The organism is Fructilactobacillus sp. X3R2C1 (assembly GCF_059901235.1).
On the sequence record NZ_JBWXVA010000001.1, the window covers coordinates 65638 to 90547 of the forward strand.

Annotated in this window: 15 protein-coding genes, 9 tRNA genes and 2 riboswitches; of the genes, 2 read left to right on the plus strand and 22 right to left on the minus strand. The window is 39.3% G+C overall.

Annotation, left to right across the window (positions count from 1 at the left end; all coding sequences use genetic code 11):
* Positions 1–12: 12 nt before the first annotated feature.
* The 4 genes from rpsJ to rpsL all read right to left on the minus strand — a co-directional run bounded on the left by rpsJ (position 13) and on the right by rpsL (position 3706).
* Complete coding sequence (gene rpsJ, locus AC6UDB_RS00380; protein WP_500693543.1) at positions 13–321, minus strand: 30S ribosomal protein S10; 309 nt, start codon at positions 319–321, stop codon at positions 13–15.
* Between the two features lie 263 nt (positions 322–584).
* Positions 585–2690: an elongation factor G gene (fusA, locus tag AC6UDB_RS00385; RefSeq protein ID WP_500708847.1), complete on the minus strand. Its 2106-nt coding sequence runs from the start codon at positions 2688–2690 to the stop codon at positions 585–587.
* A gap of 95 nt (positions 2691–2785) precedes the next feature.
* Entirely contained in the window at positions 2786–3256 is a 471-nt protein-coding gene (gene rpsG / locus AC6UDB_RS00390; protein WP_500693541.1) for a 30S ribosomal protein S7, read from the minus strand.
* 36 nt (positions 3257–3292) lie between these two features.
* A complete protein-coding gene (gene rpsL, locus AC6UDB_RS00395) occupies positions 3293–3706 on the minus strand; it encodes a 30S ribosomal protein S12 (protein ID WP_010022704.1) in 414 nt (137 codons plus the stop codon).
* Positions 3707–3889: 183 nt separating this feature from the next.
* Between rpsL and AC6UDB_RS00400 the strand changes: the two genes are divergently transcribed.
* A complete protein-coding gene (locus AC6UDB_RS00400) occupies positions 3890–4552 on the plus strand; it encodes a prepilin peptidase (protein WP_500708848.1) in 663 nt (220 codons plus the stop codon).
* A 21-nt stretch (positions 4553–4573) separates the two neighbouring features.
* Positions 4574–4669, plus strand: a riboswitch (purine riboswitch).
* 37 nt (positions 4670–4706) lie between these two features.
* On the plus strand, positions 4707–5282 hold the full coding sequence (locus AC6UDB_RS00405; RefSeq protein ID WP_500693539.1) for a xanthine phosphoribosyltransferase: 576 nt from the start codon (positions 4707–4709) through the stop codon (positions 5280–5282).
* Positions 5283–5339: 57 nt separating this feature from the next.
* Here the strand turns inward: AC6UDB_RS00405 and rpoC are convergent, their stop codons facing one another.
* The 18 genes from rpoC to AC6UDB_RS00495 all read right to left on the minus strand — a co-directional run bounded on the left by rpoC (position 5340) and on the right by AC6UDB_RS00495 (position 24606).
* Positions 5340–8990, minus strand: a complete 3651-nt coding sequence (rpoC, locus tag AC6UDB_RS00410) for a DNA-directed RNA polymerase subunit beta' (RefSeq protein ID WP_500693538.1) — start codon at positions 8988–8990, stop codon at positions 5340–5342.
* Between the two features lie 17 nt (positions 8991–9007).
* A complete protein-coding gene (gene rpoB / locus AC6UDB_RS00415; protein ID WP_500695232.1) occupies positions 9008–12646 on the minus strand; it encodes a DNA-directed RNA polymerase subunit beta in 3639 nt (1212 codons plus the stop codon).
* A 258-nt stretch (positions 12647–12904) separates the two neighbouring features.
* Positions 12905–15403 carry an ATP-dependent Clp protease ATP-binding subunit gene (locus AC6UDB_RS00420; RefSeq protein WP_500693536.1) on the minus strand — a complete coding sequence of 833 codons (2499 nt, stop codon included), beginning with the start codon at positions 15401–15403 and terminating at the stop codon, positions 12905–12907.
* Positions 15404–15450: 47 nt separating this feature from the next.
* Positions 15451–15924: a CtsR family transcriptional regulator gene (locus AC6UDB_RS00425; RefSeq protein WP_500708849.1), complete on the minus strand. Its 474-nt coding sequence runs from the start codon at positions 15922–15924 to the stop codon at positions 15451–15453.
* A gap of 97 nt (positions 15925–16021) precedes the next feature.
* Positions 16022–16095 (minus strand) — tRNA-Pro (locus AC6UDB_RS00430).
* Positions 16096–16124: 29 nt separating this feature from the next.
* Positions 16125–16198 (minus strand) — tRNA-Pro (locus AC6UDB_RS00435).
* Positions 16199–16203: 5 nt separating this feature from the next.
* A tRNA-Arg gene (locus AC6UDB_RS00440) sits at positions 16204–16277 on the minus strand.
* Between the two features lie 109 nt (positions 16278–16386).
* Positions 16387–18591: a polyphosphate kinase 1 gene (gene ppk1 / locus AC6UDB_RS00445; RefSeq protein ID WP_500708850.1), complete on the minus strand. Its 2205-nt coding sequence runs from the start codon at positions 18589–18591 to the stop codon at positions 16387–16389.
* A gap of 1 nt (position 18592) precedes the next feature.
* Positions 18593–19987: a DUF2252 domain-containing protein gene (locus tag AC6UDB_RS00450; protein ID WP_500708851.1), complete on the minus strand. Its 1395-nt coding sequence runs from the start codon at positions 19985–19987 to the stop codon at positions 18593–18595.
* 204 nt (positions 19988–20191) lie between these two features.
* Positions 20192–20277, minus strand: a tRNA-Leu gene (locus AC6UDB_RS00455).
* A gap of 17 nt (positions 20278–20294) precedes the next feature.
* Positions 20295–20366: transfer RNA gene (locus AC6UDB_RS00460), tRNA-Gly, on the minus strand.
* Between the two features lie 3 nt (positions 20367–20369).
* Positions 20370–20443 (minus strand) — tRNA-Thr (locus AC6UDB_RS00465).
* A gap of 10 nt (positions 20444–20453) precedes the next feature.
* Positions 20454–20535: transfer RNA gene (locus tag AC6UDB_RS00470), tRNA-Leu, on the minus strand.
* A 21-nt stretch (positions 20536–20556) separates the two neighbouring features.
* Positions 20557–20629 (minus strand) — tRNA-Lys (locus AC6UDB_RS00475).
* A gap of 3 nt (positions 20630–20632) precedes the next feature.
* Positions 20633–20705 (minus strand) — tRNA-Val (locus AC6UDB_RS00480).
* A 170-nt stretch (positions 20706–20875) separates the two neighbouring features.
* Positions 20876–22165 (minus strand): serine--tRNA ligase, encoded by a 1290-nt coding sequence (gene serS / locus AC6UDB_RS00485; RefSeq protein ID WP_500693532.1) that lies wholly within the window; start codon positions 22163–22165, stop codon positions 20876–20878.
* 252 nt (positions 22166–22417) lie between these two features.
* Positions 22418–23056: a deoxynucleoside kinase gene (locus tag AC6UDB_RS00490; RefSeq protein WP_500696526.1), complete on the minus strand. Its 639-nt coding sequence runs from the start codon at positions 23054–23056 to the stop codon at positions 22418–22420.
* A 74-nt stretch (positions 23057–23130) separates the two neighbouring features.
* Positions 23131–24606: an amino acid permease gene (locus AC6UDB_RS00495; RefSeq protein ID WP_500696525.1), complete on the minus strand. Its 1476-nt coding sequence runs from the start codon at positions 24604–24606 to the stop codon at positions 23131–23133.
* Between the two features lie 106 nt (positions 24607–24712).
* Positions 24713–24882: riboswitch (Lysine riboswitch) on the minus strand.
* Positions 24883–24910: the final 28 nt, after the last annotated feature.

A 24910-nucleotide genomic window follows, 5' to 3' on the forward strand; every position in this document is an offset into this window, starting at 1 on the left:
ATTCTGTAATTATTATAGTTTGATCTCGATGTCAACACCACTTGGCAAGTCTAACTTCATTAATGAATCAACAGTTTTAGGTGTTGGATTCAAAATATCAATCAAACGCTTGTGAGTTAACATTTCAAATTGTTCTTGAGCTTTACTGTACTTAAATGGTGATGCCAATACGGTATATAGAGTTCTGTCCGTTGGTAATGGAATTGGACCAGAAATAGTAGCACCAGTACGTTGTGCGGTTGCCACAATCTTGTCAGCAGCTTGATCTAAAATACGGTGTTCATAAGCTTTCAAACGAATACGAATCTTCTCTTTTGCCATGTTTTTCCCTCCTTCGTCTATTTTCAAAATAAGACTAGCTCCGTGGAAATTACCGGCACATCCTCGCATGGCAAAGCGGCCGGGTGTGTCGCAACCTCCCACATCAAAGCTAAATGTTGTACTAATTTTGGACAGTCTATCCCCCCAAAACCGAGTACTTAACTATCATACCCGATATTCTCTTATTTTTCAAGGCTTCTCATCACATTAAGTATAAAAAAAGTTCCAGAAACTTTTTCAATTTCTAGAACTTTTACAAAAAATTACTTTTCTTCTTTACTATTTCCACCATTTTTCTTAATGATGTCTTCTTGGATGCTCTTAGGAACAGCACTGTAATGATCAAAACTCATAACAAATGTTCCACGTCCCTGAGAAGCAGAACGTAAATCGGTAGCATAACCAAACATTTCTGATAGTGGAACCATTGCATGAATGTTTTGTGCCTTGTCTTGAGCTTCCATACCTTCAACGTTTCCACGTCGTGCGGTAACTTGTCCCATGACGTCACCCATGTATTCTTCTGGAACACGAATATCAACTTTCATGATTGGTTCAAGAATAACTGGATCAGCCTTCTTAGCAGCTTCCCTCAAAGCAATGGAAGCAGCGATCTTAAAGGCAGCTTCACTTGAATCGACTTCATGATAACTACCATCATATAATTTAGCTTTCAAATCAATCAATGGATATCCGGCTAATACACCATTTTCCATGGCTTCTTTTAGACCTTGTTCAACTGAAGGAATGAATTCTCTTGGAACAACTCCACCAACGATGGCGTCTTCAAATTCGAATCCTTTTCCTTCGTCATTTGGTGTAAATTCAATCCAAACATCACCATATTGACCTTTACCACCAGACTGACGAATAAACTTACCTTCGGCCTTAACTGGTTTAGTAAATGCTTCACGGTAGGCAACTTGGGGAGCACCAATGTTAGCTTCAACATTAAATTCACGTCTCATCCGTTCAATCAAAATGTTTAACTGAAGTTCACCCATTCCGGCAATCAAAGTTTGGCCAGTTTCTGGATTAGTTTCAGCTCTAAAAGTTGGATCTTCTTCAGATAACTTTTGCAAAGCATCATTCATCTTATCCTGATCAGCCTTAGTCTTAGGTTCAACGGCAACTTGGATAACTGGTTCTGGGAATTCCATTGATTCAAGACGTAATGGATGGTCTGGATCGGTTAAAGAATCACCAGTAGTGGTATTCTTCAAACCAATTGCAGCTGCAATATCACCTGAGAATACTTCTGGAATTTCTTGACGATTATTTGAGTGCATTTGTAGTAAACGACCAACACGTTCACGTTTGCTATTCGTAGCATTCAAAACGTATGAACCAGCCTTTAAGGTACCACGATAGACACGGATATAAGTTAAACGACCAACGTATGGATCGGTAGCAATCTTAAATGCTAATGAAGCAAATGGTTCCTTATCGTTAGCACGGATGTCAACTTGTTTGTCGTCATCATCTGGGTCAGTAGCAGTGTAAGGACGAACATCAAGTGGTGATGGTAAGTAGTCAACCACTCCATCCATCAACATCTGAACACCCTTGTTCTTGAAAGCTGAACCAGCAAAGACTGGGTAGAAATCAAGATTTAAAGTGGCACGACGAATTCCAGCTTTAAGATCTTCTTGTGAAATTTCTTTACCATCAAGGAACTTCTCCATTACGGCGTCATCAACGTCTGCAACGGCTTCAATCAAAGCATCATGACGCTTTTGAGCTTCCTCTTGCATGTCAGCTGGAATCTCATCAACATCCCATTCTGAACCTTCTTTATCTTCATCATAAACATAGGCTTGCATGGTAATTAAATCAATTACACCAGCAAAGTCAGCTTCAGCACCAATTGGCATCTGAACGGCCTGGGCGTTAGCACCTAAACGGTCATGCAAACTTTTAACTGACATATCAAAGTCAGCACCAACTTTATCCATCTTATTAATGAAGACAATTCGTGGAACAGCAAAGTCTGATGACTGACGCCATACGGTTTCAGTCTGTGGTTCAACACCGGCTTGACCATCCAAAACAACAATACCGCCATCTAGCACACGTAATGAACGTTCAACTTCGGCAGTAAAATCAACGTGTCCTGGGGTATCAATGATGTTAACACGGTAACCCTTCCATTCAGCAGTGGTAGCAGCTGAAGTAATAGTAATTCCACGTTCTTTTTCTTCTTCCATCCAGTCCATTTGTGAATCCCCTTCATGGGTTTCACCAATTTTGTGGATACGACCGGTATAGTACAAGATACGTTCAGTAGTAGTAGTTTTACCGGCATCAATATGGGCAACAATACCAATATTACGAGTTTTGTCTAACGGAAATTCTCGCTTGTTAGCCATTATTTAACTCCTCTCAATCATTCACAATTTCATTATTTTAAAAAAGTGGCTAAATCGCTTTAGCCACCCACTTACAGTTAAAAACTAAAAGCTGATTACCAACGATAATGCGCAAAGGCACGGTTAGCTTCGGCCATTTTGTGAGTATCCTCACGCTTCTTAACTGCTGCACCGGTGTTATTTGAAGCATCGATGATTTCTTTTGCAAGACGTTCAGTCATGGTGTGTTCACCACGAAGTCTTGCATAGTTAACAATCCAACGTAAGCCTAAAGTAGTTCTTCGATCAGGACGAACTTCAATTGGAACTTGGTAGTTAGATCCACCAACACGACGGGCCTTAACTTCAAGAACTGGCATAACATTTTTCATTGCTTCTTCAAATACATCAACTGGATCGTTACCAGTTTGTTCTTTGATCATATCAAAGGCACCATATAAAATTTCTGATGCAGTCCCTCTTTTACCATCTAACATCAAATGGTTAATTAATTTAGAAACCAATTTTGAGTTGTAGATTGGATCAGGAAGGATTTCTCTTTTTTGCACTTTTCCTTTTCTAGGCATGTAAAAGTCCTCCTCAATAATAACTTAATTAATTGTCTATTCCTTAGGTTTCTTAGTACCGTATTTAGAACGACCTTGGCGACGATCACTTACACCCGCAGTATCTAATGCACCACGAACAACATGATATCTAACACCAGGCAAATCCTTAACACGTCCACCACGAATTAAAACAACACTATGTTCTTGCAAGTTATGTCCAATTCCGGGAATGTATGCAGTAACTTCAATCAAGTTAGAAAGTCTAACACGAGCATACTTACGTAAAGCTGAGTTAGGCTTTTTAGGAGTCATAGTACCAACACGAGTTGCAACTCCACGTTTCTGAGGTGCAGGGTTCTGTGTGTTTTTCTTTTTGTAACTGTTATATCCGAAGCCTAAAGCTGGGGATTTTGATTTAGAAGTTCTAGATTTACGACCTTTACGAACCAATTGGTTAATTGTAGGCATCTAAAAAGTCCTCCCTTTCCTAATATAATATATTTTTTAAGTCCACACATCCAGGCGGTTCTTTTTTGAAGTTAAAAAAATCGCTTAGTTGTTTATAAGCACAATAAGTAGAATACCACGTAGAAAAAGACGTGTCAACAAGACTTCAATTAATTTCCGTACTTTTTGGTGGAGGTTTTGTTGATGATCATTTATTGGTTTATTGTAGGTAGCATTGTTGGATCTTTTATAAACGTTATGGTTGATCGAACCATTACGCACGAAAACTTTGTCTTCGGTCATTCTAAGTGTAGTAACTGTGGCAAGTTTCTAAAGTGGTACGAACTCATCCCGATTGTGAGTTACATGATTCAATTCGGAAGGTGTCGGATATGTTCAACTCGATTACCACTTTATTTACTGTATTTTGAAGTAACCGGAGCCACCGCTTTTACTATATTTCCACCTGTTTGTTTGGATAACATCGAAAATTTATTGCTACTTTTAGTCATGCAGGTTATGGCAGCTTTTGATTTGTTAACCTACCATTTTCCTACGGCATATTCACTGATTGCAGTAATGATAGCTCTTATAATTTCTAATCCTCCAACAAAGATGACTGGAATTTATATTATTGGATATTTAATATTGATAATAATAAATCATTACTTCCATTTCATTGGCAACGGAGATTTGGATCTCTTCTTAATCCTTTTAATTGCATACGGAATTACGGTTACCAATCTAGTCGTTTTAACCGGGTCAATCATAGCGATCATTTATGCCATCTTATTTAAAAAACGTGCGATTGCTTTTATTCCATTCATTTACATTGCCACTCTAATTATATTAATTTGGTTTGCTTAAAGTTAGAAATTAAATTATGATTAACGTAATAAGTGAAGCTCTAATATATAGTCGTAATGGGTCGACAGTCTCTACTTGGAACCATAATTCCAAACTATTAGGAAAAAAGACCCTAAACTTCTATATTAGGGTCTTTTTAAATGGGAGAGTAATCATGAAAGAATTAGAAGAAGCAATCAAAAATAAAGGCCAAGTCCTTCCTGGAAATATTTTAAAGGTCAACTCGTTTTTAAATCATCAAATTGATCCTAATTTGATGTACGAAGTTGGCAAAGAATTCGTCAAACGCTTCTCAAACGATAATATTACTAAAGTCATCACGGTTGAATCATCGGGAATTGCTCCAGCCGTTATGACTGGCTTAGTATTGGGTGTTCCCGTCGTTTTTGCGCGAAAGAAAAAGCCATCAACTTTAAACGATGCAGCCTATTCGGCTGACGTATATTCATACACCAAACAAAAAACTAACCGCATTTTTATTGAGAAAAAATTCCTTTCACCTGACGATAACGTCTTAATCATTGATGATTTCTTAGCAAATGGCGAAGCCACTAAAGGGATGATTAAGATCGTTGAAGCAGCTCAAGCCAATCTAGTTGGAGTCGGCATTGTAATTGAAAAATCATTTCAACCGGGCGCTAAGTGGATCAAGGATCATGGAATCCACTTAGAATCGCTTGCTCGTATTTCATCCCTTGATAATAATGAAGTAAGTTTTAAAAAAGATTGATTAATATGTATCAAAAAGGGAGTTCATCAATGATGAACTCCCTTTTTAGTTTAATAACTAGTTTTTACTTGAATCTTTTTGTTGCATTTCTTTTTCGACATCACTTAATGAAGTAACACCCTTGGTATCAGTCTTACCCTCTTCTTCTGGTTCAATGTTTTCATATTTCCCAACACCAGTACCAGCAGGTAATAACTTACCAATGATAACATTTTCCTTCAAACCAACTAATGGATCAACTTTACCACGAATTGCGGCATCAGTAAGAACACGAGTGGTTTCCTGGAATGATGCAGCAGACAAGAAACTGTTAGTCTCAAGTGCAGCCTTAGTAATTCCAAGTAATACCGGACGGGCCGTTGCGGGTGTTTTACCACTAATCACAGCATCCTTATTACGATCCTTGAAATCATCAATATCCATCAAAGTACCAGGGAGGATGTCAGTGTCACCTGGGTCCATAACACGAACCTTACGCAACATCTGTCTTACCATGATCTCGGCATGCTTATCGTTAACTTCAACACCCTGTCTTCTATAAACTTCTTGAACCGCAGTTAACAAGTAAGTTTCAGTTGACAAAACATCTCGAACTTTAAGCAATTCCTTAGGATCAATTGAACCTTCGTTCAAAGCATCACCACGACGAACCTGATCGCCTTCTGAAACCTTCATTCGGGCCTTAATTGGAACCTTATATTTACGAGTATCGGACTTCCCTTTAATGGTAACTTCCTTGATACCTTCAGCAGGATCTTCTTCAATTAATTCAACCGTACCAGTAACTTCACTGATGATTGCCTTACCTTTAGGATTACGTGCTTCCATAATTTCCTGAACACGAGGAAGTCCTTGGGTAATATCTGAACTACTTGCAACACCACCGGTATGGAAAGTACGAAGAGTTAACTGAGTACCTGGTTCACCAATTGATTGGGCCGCAATGGTACCAACAGCTTCACCAACCTCAACTTCGTCACCAGTAGCAAGGTTTCGACCATAACACTTCTCACAAACACCATGAGCAGTATTACATGTGAAGGCGGAACGAATTTCAACTGAATCAATTCCAGCGTCCACAATTTCTTGAGCAACGTCTTCATCGATCATTTCATTCTTTTTAACAATCACTTTACCAGTCTTAGGGTTCTTAACGGTCTTCATTGCGTTACGACCAAGGATTCGATCATACAATGGTTCGATCATTTCGTCCCCTTCGGTAATGGCACGAACAACAAGACCACGGTCAGTTCCACAGTCTTCTTCTCTAACAATGACATCTTGGGCAACATCAACAAGTCGACGAGTCAAGTAACCAGAGTTAGCAGTCTTAAGTGCCGTATCGGTCATACCCTTACGAGCACCGTGGGTTGAAATGAACATTTCCAAGACTGAAAGTCCTTCTTTAAAGTTAGAGGTAATTGGAAGTTCCATGATTTCACCATTAGGTGAAGCCATCAAACCACGCATCCCAGCTAACTGAGTAAAGTTCGAAATGTTACCACGAGCACCAGAATCACTCATCATAAAGATTGGGTTCTGAGGATCGAAGTTTTTCATTAATTTGTTTTGAATTTCGTCTTTGGCATCATTCCAAACACTAACAACTCGTTCATAACGTTCTTGGTTAGTAATTAAACCACGACGGAATTGTTTAGTGATGGTATCAACTTTCTTATGAGCGTTAGCAACAATTTCTGGCTTTTCCTTCAAATCAGTAATGTCAGAAATACCAACCGTCAAACCAGATTTAGTTGATTTATCATTACCTAAATCTTTGATTCGATCAAGAAGTTCTGAAGTTTCAGTAACTTGGTATTGACTGTAAACTTCAGCAATGATGTCACTTAAAAAGCCCTTCTTAAACGGTTTAACCAATTCAGCGTTCTTCAAGTGTTCATGAATGTCTTCACCAGGCTTCAAGAAATACTTGTCAGGAACGTATCCGTGCAAGTTAGTTGAAGTTGGTTCGTTCAAATAGGTAAATTTCTTTGGAAGAATCCCATTGAAAATAACCTTTCCAACCGTCGTTACTAAAATCTTATCTTTTTGATCGTCAGTAAACGGTTTGTCTGGGAAGGCGCTCGCTGGAATACCAATTCTGGTATGCCAATGAACCTTTCCATCACGGTAAGCTAATTCAACTTCATCAGGATCGTTGAATACCATTCCTTCACCTTCAGCCCCTGCTTCTTCAAGGGTTAAATAGTAGTTACCAATAACCATATCCTGTGAAGGAGTAACAACTGGTTTACCATCTTTAGGAGCCAAAATGTGTCCAGCAGCAGCCATCAATAATCTTGATTCAGCTTGAGCCTCATCAGATAGTGGAACGTGAATGGCCATTTGGTCACCATCAAAGTCAGCGTTATACGCAGCACAAACTAATGGATGCAAACGCATTGATTTCCCACTAACCAGAACTGGTTCAAAAGCCTGAATTCCAAGTCGATGCAAAGTAGGAGCACGGTTCAAAAGAACCGGATGTTCCTTAATGACATCAGGGAGAACCTCAAAGACAGCGTCGTCTTGACGTTCGATCTGCCGTTTAGCATTTTTAATGTTAGAAGCTAGACCACGTTTTACTAGCGCATGCATAATGAAGGGTTTAAATAATTCCAATGCCATTGATACTGGAAGCCCCATCTGACTTAGTTTTAAATTAGGACCAACGTCAATAACTGAACGACCAGAATAATCAACACGCTTACCTAACAAGTTCTGTCTGAATCGACCTTGTTTACCCTTTAATAGGTGAGAAAGTGATTTAAGGGGACGGTTACCAGGTCCTGCAACAGGACGACCACGACGACCATTATCAATCAAAGCGTCGACAGCTTCCTGGAGCATTCTCTTTTCGTTTTGAACAATAATGCCAGGAGCGTTCAAGTCTAACAATCGTTTTAATCGGTTATTTCGGTTAATAACCCGACGATATAAATCATTTAAATCAGAAGTAGCAAAACGACCACCTTCAAGTTGAACCATTGGTCGTAAGTCAGGCGGCATAACTGGAATCGCATCCATTACCATCCATGACAACTGATTGCCAGAAGTAGCAAAGGCCTCAAGAATATCTAGACGACGAACGGCACGAGTTCGCTTTTGTCCCGTTGCTTTCTTAAGCGTATCTTTTAACTCTTTGACTTCTTTATCGATGTCAACGTCGTTTAATAAAGTTCTGATGGCTTCCGCACCAATTTCAGCGTGGAAACGATTGCCGTATTCACGCTTTTTGTCACGGTATTCTTGTTCTGAAAGCAACTGCTTCTTCTCCATTGGTGTGTTACCTGGATCGGTAACAACGTATGAAGCAAAGTAGATGATTTCTTCAAGAGCCCGTGGACTCATGTCAAGAACTAGTCCCATTCGACTAGGGATTCCCTTGAAATACCAAATGTGGGTTACAGGAGCTGCTAATTCGATGTGTCCCATTCGTTCACGTCTAACTTTTGAACGAGTGACTTCAACACCACAGCGATCACAAACGATGCCCTTATATCTGACACCCTTGTATTTTCCACAGGCACATTTCCAGTCCTTAGTTGGACCAAAAATTCTTTCATCAAACAATCCATCCTTTTCAGGCTTTAAAGTTCGATAGTTAATCGTTTCTGGTTTTTTAACTTCTCCATATGACCAACTACGAATGGTCTCAGGTGAAGCTAAACCAATTTGCATACTTTTGAATTTATTAACATCAACCATTGGCGTACCCTCCTTTATTATTTATTGTCGTCATTTGTATCATTTTTTGAGTCGGCATCAGATGAAGTTGGAGTTTGTTTCTCATTTTCATCTTTCTTTTCTTTATCCTTCTCATTTTTATCATCTTGTTTTTGAGCAAACTTACTCAATGCGTTCACGTTAACAACGTCTTCGTCATCGTCCATGTCACGCAAATCAATTTGTTTGTTTTCGGCATCGAGAACCTTCATGTCCAGTCCCAATGCTTGTAATTCTTTAACTAATACTCGGAATGACTCAGGAACACCTGGTTTAGGAATTGGATCACCTTTGACAATTGCTTCGTAGGTCTTAACCCGTCCGACAACATCATCTGACTTGTAAGTCAAGATTTCTTGGAGGGTGTGTGCGGCACCATAAGCTTCAAGAGCCCAAACTTCCATTTCACCAAAACGCTGTCCACCAAATTGAGCTTTACCACCAAGTGGTTGTTGCGTAACTAGTGAGTAAGGTCCAATGGCTCTTGCATGAATCTTGTCTTCAGCCATATGGTTAAGTTTCAAGTAACCCATAACTCCAACAGCAATTCGTTTGTCAAATGGTTCACCGGTTCTACCATCATACAGAACCGTCTTACCATCAGCTGGCATACCAGCTTCCTTTAAAGCGTCGGTAATATCTTCACTACGAGCACCATCAAAGACTGGGGTGGCAACGTGAATTCCAAGCTTCTTAGCAGCCATTCCAAGATGCAATTCAAGCACCTGTCCAATGTTCATCCGTGATGGAACACCCATGGGGCTCAATAAGATGTCGATTGGGGTACCATCTGGCATATATGGCATGTCTTCTTCAGGAATAATGACGGAAACAGTACCTTTATTACCATGTTTTCCAGCCATCTTATCTCCAACTTGAAGTTTACGTTTCTGGGCAATGTAAACTCGAACCATCTTATTTACACCAGGCTTTAATTCATCGCCGTTTTCCCTAGTAAAGACTTTAACGTCTTGAACAATTCCACCGGCACCATGAGGTACTCGAAGTGACGTGTCACGAACTTCTCGAGCCTTTTCACCAAAGATAGCGTGAAGTAGTCGCTCTTCAGAAGATAATTCAGTAACACCCTTAGGGGTTACCTTGCCAACCAAAATATCGTTGTCATGAACTTCGGCACCGACTCTAATAATTCCATCTTCGTCAAGATCCTTTAGAGCATCTTCACCAACGTTAGGAATTTCTCTAGTCATTTCTTCAGGTCCCAGTTTGGTATCTCTAGTTTCTGACTCATACTCTTCAATATGAATTGAAGTGTAAGCATCATCTTTAACTAGTCGTTCGGAAATAGCAATGGCATCTTCAAAGTTATAACCCTGCCATGTCATAAAGGCAACGGTTGGGTTTTGACCTAAGGCCAATTCACCATTTTCCATTGCTGGGCCATCAGCGATAATTTCATCAGCATCAACATGATCTCCAATTTTTACAATTGGAGTTTGGTTATAGTTTTTACCACCGTTAGAACGCATAAACTTCATCAATTTGTACGTATCTAAAGTGCCATTATCACGTCTTACCCGAATTTCTCTTGCATCAACATACTCAACGGTTCCAGGATACTTAGCAATCTTAGCAACTCCAGAATCATGAGCAGCTTGATATTCCATCCCAGTTCCAACAAGTGGTGCGTGTGGTCTGATCAAAGGAACAGCCTGACGCTGCATGTTAGCACCCATTAGGGCCCGGTTTGAGTCATCATTTTCTAGGAACGGAATACATGCCGTTGCCACCGCAACAACTTGCTTTGGTGAAACGTCCATGTAGTCAACGTTCTTTGAATTAGTTTCAACGTATTGGGACTTATCACGTGCCATAACTTGATCGTCTTGAAAGGTTGCGTCTTCATTTAATGGAGAGTTCGCCTGTGCAATCACGTATTTATCTTCATCATTAGCAGTTAGGTAATCAATCTTGTCGGTAACCTTATGAGTAGTCCAATCAACACGACGGTATGGGGTTTCGATAAATCCATACTTGTTAACCCGAGCATAACTTGAAAGTGAGTTAATCAATCCAATGTTAGGACCTTCGGGAGTTTCAATTGGACAAATTCGACCATAGTGAGTGTAGTTAACATCACGAACTTCATATCCAGCACGGTCTCTAGTAATACCGCCAGGTCCTAAAGCAGATAATCGACGTTTATGGGTCAATTCACCTAACGGGTTCGTTTGATCCATGAATTGTGAAAGCTGTGATGAACCAAAGAATTCTTTAACAGAGGCCACCACTGGTCTAATATTAATTAGTTGTTGCGGCGTTACCGTTGAAGCATCCTGAATGGACATTCTTTCTCTAACAACTCGTTCCATCCGTGAAAGACCAATTCGGAATTGGTTTTGAAGTAATTCACCAACTGATCGAACACGACGGTTCCCCAAGTGGTCAATATCATCAACAGATCCAATTCCCTCTTGAAGATCCAAGAAGTAATTGATTTCAGCCAAGATGTCCGCTGGGGTAATGTGTTTATAGTCCAGATCAATATTGTCATTACCAATTACAGGAACGACTTTGTCTGGATCTGTATTTGAATATACTTTAATTACTTGAACAGTAACTGGATCAGTTACGACAGCTTGATCGGAAGGATTAAAGGTGTAAGCCTTAAAATCTTTGTTAGCCAAGTACGGCTTCAACTTTTCCATCAATTCTTTGTCAATCACATCACCTTTGTTAGCGATGATTTCACCAGTATCTGGGTCAGCTAGGGTTTCGGCCAAAGCTAATCCCATTAAACGAGTCTTCATGCTCAATTTTTGGTTTGTTTTGTAACGACCAACCGGTGCCATGTCGTAACGTTTTGGATCAAAGAATCTTTGGGTTAACAAGTTTCTTGCTGACTCAGCTGTCTTTGGTTCACCAGGACGCAAGCGTTCGTAAATATCCTTTAATGATTCCTCAACACGAGAATCATCGGCATCCTTATGAACGTCTTTTTCAAGGGTAAGTGAGAGACTATCATTAGTATTTCCAAAAATCTCAGTAATTTCATCATCTGATCCAAAACCAAGGGCACGAACTAATTCAGTCAAAGGAATCTTTCTAGTACGATCAATTCGAACGTATGAAATATTCTTCGCATCAGTTTCAAATTCCATCCAAGCACCACGGTTGGGGATCACAGTTGAACTGTAAATTTCACGACCATTTTTGTCGAGATCTTTATGGTAATAAACACCTGGTGATCGCACTAATTGAGAAACGATAACACGCTCTGCACCGTTAATGATGAAAGTTCCTTGGTCAGTCATAAGTGGAAAGTCACCAAAGAAAACATCTTGAGTCTTAATCTCACCGGTTTCATGGTTGGTTAACTTGAGAGTAACGTGTAATGGGGCTGAATAATTTGCCTCATGAGCACGTGCTTCATCAACCGTGTACTTAGGTTCCAATAGTTTATAATCAACGAAATCTAGTGAAAGCTTTCCCTGAAAATCCTCAATTGGCATAATATCTTTAAACATTTGACGCAAACCTTCGTCTAAGAACCAGTTATAAGAATTTGTTTGAATCTCAATCAAATTTGGAAGATCCAATACCTTCTTAATTCTGGAATAACTTCTACGGGTCCTGTGTTTTCCATACTTTACAATGTGTCCTGCCAAGTTATTCACCTCTCCCTAAAATTCCACGAAAAAGAAATGTTACGTTTTTGTTACAAAAAGCCATATTGCTGGTTTTTGAGCAAAAAAAATCCAAAAATAAGATCTAAATCTTACTTTTGGTTCTTATAAACGCCATCACGGACAATAGATCGCAACGACTCATTTCAATTCCCAGTTGCATACTCTACACATAATACAAAGAATCAAAGTAAAAGTCAATTAATATGCACAAAAACTCTCAGTAAAAATTTACTGAGAGTTTTAACGTTATTTACTTAGAATTTCTTCTTTGGGATTCTTAACTTCACGTCTATTGATCGTAATCTTGTTTTTATGCGCACCGATCGTAATCTGATCACCGGGTTTGAACTTGCCCGCTAATAAGTCTTCACTCAATGGATCTTCAACTTTATCCTGCAAAGCTCTTCGAATTGGTCGAGCACCATAGGTTGGATTGTAGCCAACTTCAGCAACTAAATCAATGGCAGCTGGAGTCATTCTAACTTTGTAACCCAATCCATTGGCACGATCAATCAGTTCTTGAGACATTAACTTAACGATCCGATGTAATTCCGACTTAGTCAAGGAATGGAAGATCACCGTATCATCAATTCGGTTCAAGAATTCTGGTTTAAAGAATTTCTTCAACTGTTCTTGAATCGTGGCCTTCATAGCATCGTAATTATCATCATTACCCGATTTTTCAGCGGCAAATCCAACGGTGTTCTTGTATTGAAGCTCGGTGGCACCAATGTTGGAAGTCATAATGATAACCGTGTTTCGAAAGTCTACCTTTCGGCCCTTGGCATCGGTTAAGTACCCATCATCTAGAACCTGAAGTAGCAAGTTAAAGACGTCAGGATGAGCCTTTTCAACCTCATCAAGTAGAACAACTGAGTAGGGATGCTTTCGAACTTTTTCGGTAAGTTGACCACCCTCATCATAGCCAACGTAACCAGGAGCGGATCCAACCATCCGACTAGTCGAATATTTTTCCATGAATTCACTCATGTCAACTCTGATCATGTCATCTTCTGAGCCAAACATTGCTTTTGCCAAATCCTTGGCAAGTTCAGTTTTACCAACTCCGGTTGGTCCAAGAAACATGAATGACCCAATGGGACGGTTTGGATCTTTAAGTCCACTTCGTGCCCGACGAATTGCTCTTGCAACTGCCGAAACAGCTTCATCTTGTCCCACAACTCGTTCGTGTAAAATCTTTTCCAAGTTTACCAAACGCTTCTTGTCAGACTGTTTCAAATGAGTAACGGGAATCCCGGTCCATTCAGAAACAATTTGAGCAATATCTTCAGCATTTTCTTTTAATTGATAATTATGGGTCTTGTTAGCGTCATTTTCTTTAATGCGCTGTTTTTGGGTTAAATCAGCAATCTCTTTTTGTAACTTTTGTTCTTGCTTACGAATTGAAACCGCATCTTCAAAGCGCTGTTCCTCAATGGCTTTGTCCTTATCATTTTTAACGGAACTAAGTTTTGATTCAGCGCTTGCTAACTTGTCATCTTTTCCAGTTGAATCCAGTCTAACTTTAGCTGCACCTTCATCCATCAAGTCAATTGCTTTGTCAGGAAGGTAACGATCACTAATGTAACGACTAGATAAATCAACGGCTGCATTAATGGCATCATCGGTGATTTGAACGTGATGGTGTTCTTCGTATTTGGGACGTAATCCCTTAAGAATCTTACGTGATTCATCCTTACTTGGTTCTTCAACTTCAACCGTTGCAAAACGACGTTCTAATGCTTCATCAGATTCAATGTACTTCTGATATTCATCTAAGGTAGTAGCACCAATAACTTGAACCTGACCACGAGCAAGAGATGGCTTTAAAATATTTGAAGCATCAACTGATCCCTCAGTTCCACCAGCACCAATCAAGGTATGCAACTCATCAATAAAGAGAATGACATTGCCACTATCTTCGACTTCCTTTAAGACCTTCTTTAAACGATCTTCAAATTGGCCACGATACTTAGTGCCAGCAACCAGTGATCCCATGTCTAATTCCATTACCCGCTTATTTTGCATATCCGCAGGAACAGATTTATTCACAATTTTTTCCGCTAAACCTTCAGCAATGGCAGTCTTACCAACACCGGGTTCACCAATTAAAACTGGATTATTTTTAGTTCTTCGGCTTAAAACCTGGATGACACGACGAACTTCAGCGGTGCGTCCAACCACTGGATCGAGCTGATTATCTCGAGCAGCTTTAGTCAAATCACGTGCCAGTGAATCTAAAGTTGGAGTTTCACTTTGTTCTGACTCACCATTCGAATTATTTTCAGAAGCCATATTAGTATCTGCAACCCCCATCTTTCGGATCGTTACTTTTCGGACTTGTTCTGGGCTAACTCCCAAGTTAGTCAAAATTCTTGAAGAGAGCATCGCATCATCACTAGTTAAAGCTAGCAAAATGTGCTCAGTACCCACTTTAGTTGATCCATACTGCTTGGCAATCTTTCCAGCTAAAGCTAAAATTTCTTTCATCTTTGGAGAATACGGCAGATACGTGTTTCCATCGACCTTTAAATTACCGTATCCAGCCAACTGCTCAATTTCTTCTCTAACGTCCGCCTCGCTGACGGCAAGTTGTTGGAGAGTTTGATAAGCAATCCCATTCTTCTCAATGGTAAGTGCCAGTAACATGTGTTCGGTTCCGACAGCTTGATGCTGGAAACTCTTAGCTTGTTCTTGGGCAATTACCAAAACGTTTTTTGCACTAGGGGTAAATAAATTATGCATATGCAAATCTCCCTTCATTTCTCTTTAAATCATAATCCATAATCAAACTAACACTCATATTTAAGCCGGTAAAGTAAAGCCTCTAAAACACTCGCTCTAACCTGATATTCCATTGCTTGATCAGGCAGTCTAATTGCCTCTTTCTTTAAAATAGCAGCGATCATGTTCTCCTCTTTCTCGGTAATGACTCCATTAGCATATAAGGTGGTTAAAATTGATTCTTCATCCCTTTCGGAAATTTCATCACCAATTGAATCAATCAAACTGTCTAGGACATCCGAATTATCCATTAAGTTGATTTTTTCAATCCTGATGTAACCACCACCACCACGTTTGCTCTCAACTAAATAACCATTACGCAACGTAAAACGTGTTTTAATTACATAGTTAATTTGCGAGGGCACCACGTCAAAATGATTGGCAATGTCTGATCGACGAATTTCGACTCGTTCTTGATCATTATCACCTAGCATATCCTTCAAATAATCTTCAATAATGTCCGATATATTACGGCTTGCCATAAACTCATCTCATCTCTGACTAATGTTGACTATTATTATACAAAGAAGATTTGTAAATTCCAAGTAAATACTCTTGGAAACCAAGGTAATAAAAAAATCGGGAAAACAAGATTCGAACTTGCGACCTCCACGTCCCGAACGTGGCGCTCTACCAAGCTGAGCTATTTCCCGATGCTTAAATATTAAAAAGTATATAAAAATCGGGAAGACAGGATTCGAACCTGCGACCCCCTGGTCCCAAACCAGGTGCTCTACCAAGCTGAGCTACTTCCCGATGAATGCACCTAGTAGGAGTCGAACCTACAACCTTCTGATTCGTAGTCAGACACTCTATCCAATTGCGCTATAGGTGCATATAAGCATTAAACGTTCACATTCATCAGCGAACATATATTATTATACCAGAAGTATCCGATTTTGGAAAAGAAAAATAAAAAAATAACCAGAAACATCTGGTTATTTTCACCACCACAATAGCACGCCCACTACTACGATAATCGTAACGACTAGAATCGAAACATAAAACCACTCGTTTTTTAATTTGGAATCGTTTTTAACGTTAATCCGAATGTCATGACGTTTAGAAACGTGCTTTTTATTATTTAATTTGGGATCATCGATAATCTTTAAGAAGGTCTGTTGGGCGGACTTCCCTTTGGGATGCTTGAATTTAAAGTACTCACCATCAGGCTTTAAAAAACTCCCATCCACATCATCTTGAGCGTAAATGTCGATGATGTTTAAAAGCTGTTGTTTTAGTTTTGAATCGAGAATTGGCGCCGCTAGCTCGACACGGTTATCCATGTTTCTTGTCATTAAATCAGCAGAAGATATCCACAATTTAGAATCATCCTGAGTGAAGAATCCATAAATTCGACTATGTTCCAAAAACTCACCAACAATGCTTGAAACCACGATTTTTTCTTTTTTCCCGCAAATTCCAAGTTTAAGACAGCAAGCTCCTCTAACAACGAGCCTAAATGGTACACCCACTCTGGCTGCATCATAAATGGCTGAAATCACTTCTACATCAGTCAACGAGTTAATCTTTAAAAAGACTGCTCCTTTGCCGGTTCTTAAATAACTTTCTTTAACTTCCTGGATCCCATCAATCACTTGATCTTGAATTTGATGGGGAGAAGCTGATAAAACCTGATAACTGGGTTGAGCGGCATCTGGAGCTTGCAAGTAATCGAAAAATTTTGATAGGTCTTGAACATAATCATCCTTACTGGTAAAGAAACTGAGATCAACAAATCCCTTCGCGGTTTGCATGTTGTAGTTTCCCGTTCCAACCTGGATATAGCCCTTGGGGTGATTGCCCTCTTTTGTTAACACCAAACAAGTTTTACTATGAACTTTCATGTCTTTTTTTCCAAAAATAACATGAACACCAGCATTCTTCAGTTTTTCAGTTACTTTCAAGTTGTTCTTTTCATCAAAACGAGCTCTTAATTCAACCACAACGGTGGTTTTAATTCCCTTTTGAGCGGCTTTTGCTAGTAAATCAACCACTTCAGAGTGTTTTGAAACCCGATACAGGGTTTGTTTAATCGCAACAGTTTTAGGATTTTCGACTGCTTCTTTTAAGAACTGCAAAAACTGACTAAACGAATCATATGGATATTGGATAAGGAGATCCTTTTGATCCAAGTACGAAAGGATTGAGGCGGAAGTCGGCCAAGTTCGAGGATTAAATTTTGCGTAACAATATTCTGGATAATCAGGCGAATACTTACTGACGATCTCAAATAGATAAGTTAAATCAACGGGACCAGGAATCTTAAAAATAGCGTTCTTTTCAATCTTAAACTTATCAATAAAATCATTTAAGAAATCATCGTCAGTATTACCATCAAATTCCTCAACTTCAAATCGAGTTACCTTTCCTTTTTCCCGGTCAACAAGATACTGACGCATCCGAGAAATTGTTTCAAAATTATTATCCTCTTTTTCAACATCTAAGGTGGCATCAAGGTCTCTCGTGACTCTAAAAACGACCGTTCCAGTAATTTCTTTTCCATTAAAGAGACGCTTGAGGTTATGATTAATCAAATCTTCAAGTAAGATATACGTATCAATCCCGTTCGATTTAACCGAAAGCAAGCGGTCAAACTTAGAAGGAATGGGAATAATCCGAATGGCTTTTTTATCATCACCCTTGACTAAGACGCCAATCGCAATTTGCTTGTTAGAAAGAAACTTTAAATCATAATTTTCATCAAACTCTTTAAAGGAAAGTGATGGTTGAATCTTCTTAATAAAGTATTGATTGACTTGATCCTTTTGTTTGTCATTAAGGTCTGCATAAGACTCAATCGAACAAACATCTCTCTCCTTTAATTCTTGATTTAATTTATCGTAATCATTGTATTGGATCTTAAAATTTTCATCATTACGATCATGAATCTGATCGAGGATCTGACTATAGTGAAGTCCAGACTTCTTTTCAATCCCATTATCACTAAGCTCCATTTGCCCTTGAACGCTTGGAACCCTGACACTATAAAACTCATCTAAATTATTTGACCCAATTGCTAAAAACTTCAGCTTTTCCAAAAACGGAGTGAACGATTCAGTGGCTAGATTAATCACTCTTCGATTAAATAAAGTCCAACTCAAATCCCGGTTATAGCACGAGTCAACATACTCTTCATTTATCTTCATGTTATTTCAAATCCTTAATAAACGTATCATAATCAATCTCAACTTGTTTCATGTATTCATTGGCGAACTCAATGAATGACTTTTTGAACTTGTCGCTATTTTTTAGGTACCCGATAATCATCGGAAACGTTGGTGATTGACTGTGTGCCCGTGCAAGTAAGATCACACAAACTAACACGTAATCCTTAAAAGCGTCTAAATCCAACTTATTAAGATTTACGGAACCCTTCATATCCTTAAATTGACGCACGTAGTAACTCTTATTACTAGTATTAAACCATCCTAAAAATGGGTCAGATGCAGTTTGAAGAATCAGCTGACAATCAACAATATTTTCACCCAATGAATCATTTTTGTTCATACCAATAACATTGTTTTTATAAATTGGAAGGGCTTGCTTAATCTGCAAAACCAAGTAATTATTGTTAGCGTCCTCTAGTAAAACTAAAAAGCAAAGGGTGCCAACACTTCCCACTCCCACACTGTGTCTTACAATGTCGACGATCTGGAAGTTAGAGAGAAAGAAACGGATATCACTTTTAGTATGATTGTAGTAACGATCGAGTCCATCACTAATTTTTTGATAATCTTTTTTCCCAATGTGAACCGTAACCGGTTCATTATCAATAAAGCGCCGTTCCCCGTTTTTAAGAACGGTTGTATACTTTTCCACAGCGTAGTCAGAAGTACTTCTAAGGGCCTTGTTAATACTCTTAGCGGTAATTTTTTGAAACGATTTTTTAAAATGCTTCTCACCGTCTTTTAATGTACCAAAAATCTTAGAAATATTTCTGATGGAATTAGGCAATGTCAGTTTATCCATGGCTGGAATCTCCGTCATCCTGACCAAGGCACTACGATAAGCCTCCAAGACATCCCTTAAAAACGGATTAACTTCATTTGTGATGTCAAATCCTTGTTGCTTCGCGACCAATAAAGCACTTACTAGAAAACGTAATAAGTCATCTTCAAAGTGACCTACGTGAGATTCGTCAAAATCATTTAAATCGAACAAAAGTTGATGCTCTGGAGAACCATAAAAACCAAAGTTGCCAAGGTGAGCGTCACCTGCAATCAACAGATTGATATCACTCATGGGAATAGTACCTAAATCATGATTCATCAGCTCAACGCTTCCCCGATAAAAAGAAAATGGATTTTTGGCCATTCGTTCTCGTTTTAATCCTAAAAGTCCACTAAGTAGCAGTGAATCACGCTCAGTCAAAATTGGTTTAATGTCCCGCTTTCTAGCTTTGAAATTCCGCATGGCTTCCATGTTGGCATCATTACTCATCTTCTCACCAACATGAATTAATTGATCATCATTCATTGAAACGTCATTAAGTAAAGCACTTACGTTGTTAAGCCCATAAGGCGATTTTTTCTCGAGTTTCATATCGCTTCTCCTTTATTTGATCAATCATACCGTTATCGTAATTCTAACTTGTCATGTAAATGGAAATCAACTTATTACCCACATCACAACATCAATTTAACTCTATGATAGCGCTGTCGGACCCGTATTTCTACCTTGAATCAATATTTTAAACAAAAAAGAGAGTCCTAGTAATAGGACTCTCTTACTGTTTTAAATTTTAAATGCCGGGGACCGGGATCGAACCGGTACGGTCATCACTGACCGCAGGATTTTAAGTCCTGTGCGTCTGCCAATTCCGCCACTCCGGCAGTATGATAACAAAAAAAGCGGAAGACGGGATTCGAACCCGCGACCTCCACCATGGCAAGGTGGCGTTCTACCACTGAACTACTTCCGCATATGCCGACTATAGGATTCGAACCTACGACCTCTTCATTACTAGTGAAGCGCTCTAGCCAACTGAGCTAAGTCGGCGAAAAATCAATGCGGGCGAAGGGATTCGAACCCCCACGTCCTAAGACACTAGAACCTAAATCTAGCGCGTCTGCCAGTTCCGCCACGCCCGCATAATAATGTGTTACTGGCAATGAGCCGTGGCGGGTTCGAACCGCCGACCCTCTGATTAAAAGTCAGATGCTCTACCAACTGAGCTAACGGCTCAAATGGAGAATACAGGGATCGAACCTGTGACCTCCTGCTTGTAAGGCAGATGCTCTCCCAGCTGAGCTAATCCTCCATTGATAGATATCATTGCAATGAAGCGCAACGACAACTATTAAATAATATCATTTTGATGTTTAAGCGTCAAGAACAAATTGGTTACGCTTCAACGATCAATTCTTCTCAAACCAGTCATACAACAAATATTATTATACCGGAATGTCTTATTGATTTCTACTATTTTTGTTAAAATTTTTCATTTTTTACAATCTTCTTCATCCCATGCATATAAGGTTGAAGAACTTCGGGCACATTCACCGTTCCATCTTCATTTTGATAGTTTTCAAGGATAGCGGCAACCGTTCTACCAACGGCTAAGCCAGAACCATTTAACGTATGAACGTACTGCAATTTACCGTTCTCATCTCTGTATTGGATGTGAGCTCGTCTTGCCTGAAAATCAAGCGTGTTAGAACAACTTGAAATTTCGCGGTACCGATTTTGAGCTGGCATCCAAACTTCAAGATCATGGGTTTCGGCGGCAGTGAAGCTCATGTCACTTGATGTTAGCGTGATGACATGATAAGGCAGACCGAGTTTCTGAAGTAATGTCTCTGCTTGATGCGTAATTTCCTTTAAAGCATCCCAAGACTCCTCGGGCTTAGTAAACTGAACCATTTCAACTTTGTTAAACTGATGCAATCGAATTAAGCCCCGGGTATCTTTTCCGGCACTTCCTGCTTCTGATCTAAACGCTGGGGTCAAGGCTGTGAATTTCACTGGTAACTTCTCTTCAGAAATGACTTCGTCGCGATAGAAATTAACCAGTGGAACTTCAGCAGTCGGAATCATGGTCAAGTCACTATCTTTAATCTCAAATCCAGCCTTATTTTCTAGGAATTTAGGAAACTGCCCGGTCCCAAACATTGAATCAGAATTAACCATGTATGGGGGTAAGACTTCGGTGTATCCAGCATCGGTGTTTTGATCCAAATAGAAATTATATACCGCACGTTCTAATTTGGCTCCTGCACCTAGATAGTATACGAAGCGACTTCCTGATACCTTAGCACTTCGCTTGAAATCTAAAATATCTAAGTCTTCGCCAATTTCCCAGTGGGGTTTAGGGGTGAAATCAAACTTCCGTGGTTCACCAATTCGTCTTAACTCTTTTGAACCCTCTTCGGTGAGACTAACGGGAACTTCATCAGCAGGAACATTGGGTAAATGAGCCTCAATATCATGTTGTTCGGCTTTGATAGTTTCTAGCTTTTCATCCAGCGCCTTGATCTCTTTTCCAACTTCACGCATTCTGGTAATTTGATCATTTGCGTCCTCTTTATTGCGCTTGAGCTGTGAAATTTTCTCAGATACCTCATTTCGTTCCGCTTTAAGCGACTCACTTTTAACGATTAGATCACGCCGTTCTGAATCTTTTCTAAGTAAATTGTCAATCACTTCGCCAGGCACATTTCGCTCGGCTAGCTTTCCTTTATACCAGTCTGGATTACTTCTAATCAACTTCATATCTAACATTTTAATTTCCTCCCTTAAAAAACACAAAAAGACCCTCGTCATATTGGGACGAAAGTCTTTTCGCGGTACCACCCAAGTTCCAATTAAGGCACTCGATTAATTAATAACGGTAATTGCCGTGCGGGATTGGCCGCCCGAAATACGTGCTGGAATTTTCAAATGACAATTTTCACCAACATTGTCTCTCTGTGATTCTACTTAATGGGCACGTCACGTTTATTTGTTGCGTCAATTATACAATAATCTCTTAAATTATCCTAATACTTCTTGAATTTTGTCAGAAAGTCTCTTTAAAACTTTGTTTCTGGCGTCCGCATCTTCGACAAAATCATACTTATCCCCGTTAATCCTAATCTTAGGAGATAAGTTATAATCCTCGTACCATTTCGAATATCTCTGGTTTAACTCACGATAATATTCATACAAACTAGCGTCATTATCGATCTGTTCGTATTTTCTTCCACGCTTTTTAATTCTTTTAAGCATCGTATCAAAAGAAATATCAATATAAATCAGTAGGTCCGGTATTTTCTTATATTTACCGTTAGGGATCGGTTCCATCATGTTCTTTAATAAAGAATCATAAATTTGAACTTCTGTTTCAGTTGCTCGACCAAGGTCAGCATTTAGATGAAACAGTAATGAATCTTCAAAGATTGAACGATCCATCACACTGTACTTATCAGAAGAAGCTTCTTTAATGCTGTCCAAACGTTTATTTAAAAAATAAATCTGAAGCAAAAAAGCATACTTTTTTGGGTCTTTGTAAAACAACGGAAGAATCTTATTATCATCAACGGACTCGTAATATGCTGGTGAGTTTAGTTTCTCAGCCAATAATGTCGTTAACGTGGTCTTCCCTGCTCCAATAGTTCCTGATAATACAATCATTTATTTGATCCCCTTAGACTAATTTAAAGAATTTGCAATTGTAATTGTACCATTTAAAAATCATGAATTTAAGACTAGCTTTCATTCTTTTTAATTTCATCCGTATAATCTTCTGAAGGTGAGACATCCACTTTATCGAGAGGAATGATATGGGTATGATGAACAAATTTGTACCCAAAATACAAGATGATAACCAACGGAACACTCATATACGTGACCGCAATCTCAAATAAGTTGAAGTGAGCAAAGGCACCAATATCTTGACCACAAATAACAACGATACACAGGATTAAAGTGATAATTGGACCGACCGGGAACCAAGTCGCATGGTATTTAAGTTCTGAAACTTTGTGTCCTTGTTTTATAAACGCCCTTCTAAATCGATAATGTGAAAGAGCAATCCCGAACCAAGCAATAAATCCAGTCAACCCGGAAGCAGCCACTAACCACATGTAAATCTTAGATCCAAAGATACTTGTCATAAAAGTCAACAACGAAATCACCATGGTTGCTAGGAGCGCTAACACTGGAATTCCACGCTTAGATACTTTGCCAAAAACTTTTGGAGCATAACCTTCATCGGCCATCGAATACAACATTCGCGTTGAGGCATACATCCCAGAGTTGGCTGAAGAAATCACGGAGGTCAAGATGACCGCGTTCATAATACTTGCAGCTCCAGCTAATCCGGCACGTTCAAACACAATCGTGAACGGACTAATGGCAACATCTGAAGCACTTGATCCCAACAAATCGGGACTAGTATATGGAATAATTGCAGCAATCACAACAATTGCCAGAATATAGAATAAAATGATGCGCCAAAATACTTCATGAATCGCTTTTGGAACCGTCTCCCGCGGGTTTTCTGACTCTCCAGCTGTAATTCCAACTAACTCAGTTCCTTGAAATGAGAATCCAGCAATTACGAAAACACTCAGAATGCCGGGAATCCCGTTTACGAAGGGAGCCTGCTTATAGGTAAAGTTCCTCATTCCAATAAAGTGACCACCCATAATTCCAAAAATGGTCAAAATTCCGACGGCTAGAAAGATAAAAATCGTGATCACTTTGATCAAAGACATCCAGAACTCAGTTTCTCCAAACGCCTTGACGGATAAGATGTTAATCAACAAAATCAGTGACAGAGCCGCTAAACTCCAAATCCAACTCGGAAAATGTGGCAGCCAGAATTGCATGACGATTGCCACCGTACTAACGTCAACCGCCACCGTAATTGCCCAGTTAAACCAGTAGTTCCAACCCATTGCAAACCCTAAAGCTGGATCAACGTACTTAGCTGAATATGTAGCAAATGATCCAGAGACTGGCATATTAGTGGCCATTTCTCCCAAACTAGTCATCAAAAAATAAACCATGATTCCCATACATACATATGCTACTAACGCACCACCGGGACCAGCATTGTGAATTGCTCCACCACTAGTCACAAAAAGACCGGTTCCAATACAACCACCAAGGGCGATCATAGACACATGACGAGACTTTAATCCCCGCTTCACCTGTCCGTTTCCATTTTTTTCAGACATAAATTCTCCTCCTAAATAATTAAGAAGAAACCCAATAACAAAACGACAAAGAAAAAGACCCTCTTGAATAACTTCCAAAAGAGTCCACAAATTCTTACTAATCGTAATCTTAGAAAGCTCTCCGTGCAACACACGACAGTCCTTGACTTATTAAATCAAAACCCAACCAATCATTTACCACGTGATCAGTTTCGGCAACTTTCCCTTTCATAAGCCCTCATCGATTAAGTGAATCTCTGGCAAATTACTGATAAAAGTCGCGCCTCTTCTTAGAATTCATATTTCATTATAAGTAAAGTATAAG

Coding starts and splice junctions, on each gene's coding strand:
- rpsG (WP_500693541.1), bottom strand. CDS start 3,256: ATGCCTAGAAAAGGAAAAGTGCAAAAAAGAGAAATCCTTCCTGATCCA.
- AC6UDB_RS00450 (WP_500708851.1), bottom strand. CDS start 19,987: ATGAAACTCGAGAAAAAATCGCCTTATGGGCTTAACAACGTAAGTGCT.
- fusA (WP_500708847.1), bottom strand. CDS start 2,690: ATGGCTAACAAGCGAGAATTTCCGTTAGACAAAACTCGTAATATTGGT.
- AC6UDB_RS00425 (WP_500708849.1), bottom strand. CDS start 15,924: ATGGCAAGCCGTAATATATCGGACATTATTGAAGATTATTTGAAGGAT.
- AC6UDB_RS00400 (WP_500708848.1), top strand. CDS start 3,890: ATGATCATTTATTGGTTTATTGTAGGTAGCATTGTTGGATCTTTTATA.
- AC6UDB_RS00495 (WP_500696525.1), bottom strand. CDS start 24,606: ATGTCTGAAAAAAATGGAAACGGACAGGTGAAGCGGGGATTAAAGTCT.
- AC6UDB_RS00490 (WP_500696526.1), bottom strand. CDS start 23,056: ATGATTGTATTATCAGGAACTATTGGAGCAGGGAAGACCACGTTAACG.
- AC6UDB_RS00420 (WP_500693536.1), bottom strand. CDS start 15,403: ATGCATAATTTATTTACCCCTAGTGCAAAAAACGTTTTGGTAATTGCC.
- rpsJ (WP_500693543.1), bottom strand. CDS start 321: ATGGCAAAAGAGAAGATTCGTATTCGTTTGAAAGCTTATGAACACCGT.
- ppk1 (WP_500708850.1), bottom strand. CDS start 18,591: ATGAAGATAAATGAAGAGTATGTTGACTCGTGCTATAACCGGGATTTG.
- rpsL (WP_010022704.1), bottom strand. CDS start 3,706: ATGCCTACAATTAACCAATTGGTTCGTAAAGGTCGTAAATCTAGAACT.
- AC6UDB_RS00405 (WP_500693539.1), top strand. CDS start 4,707: ATGAAAGAATTAGAAGAAGCAATCAAAAATAAAGGCCAAGTCCTTCCT.
- rpoC (WP_500693538.1), bottom strand. CDS start 8,990: ATGGTTGATGTTAATAAATTCAAAAGTATGCAAATTGGTTTAGCTTCA.
- serS (WP_500693532.1), bottom strand. CDS start 22,165: ATGTTAGATATGAAGTTGATTAGAAGTAATCCAGACTGGTATAAAGGA.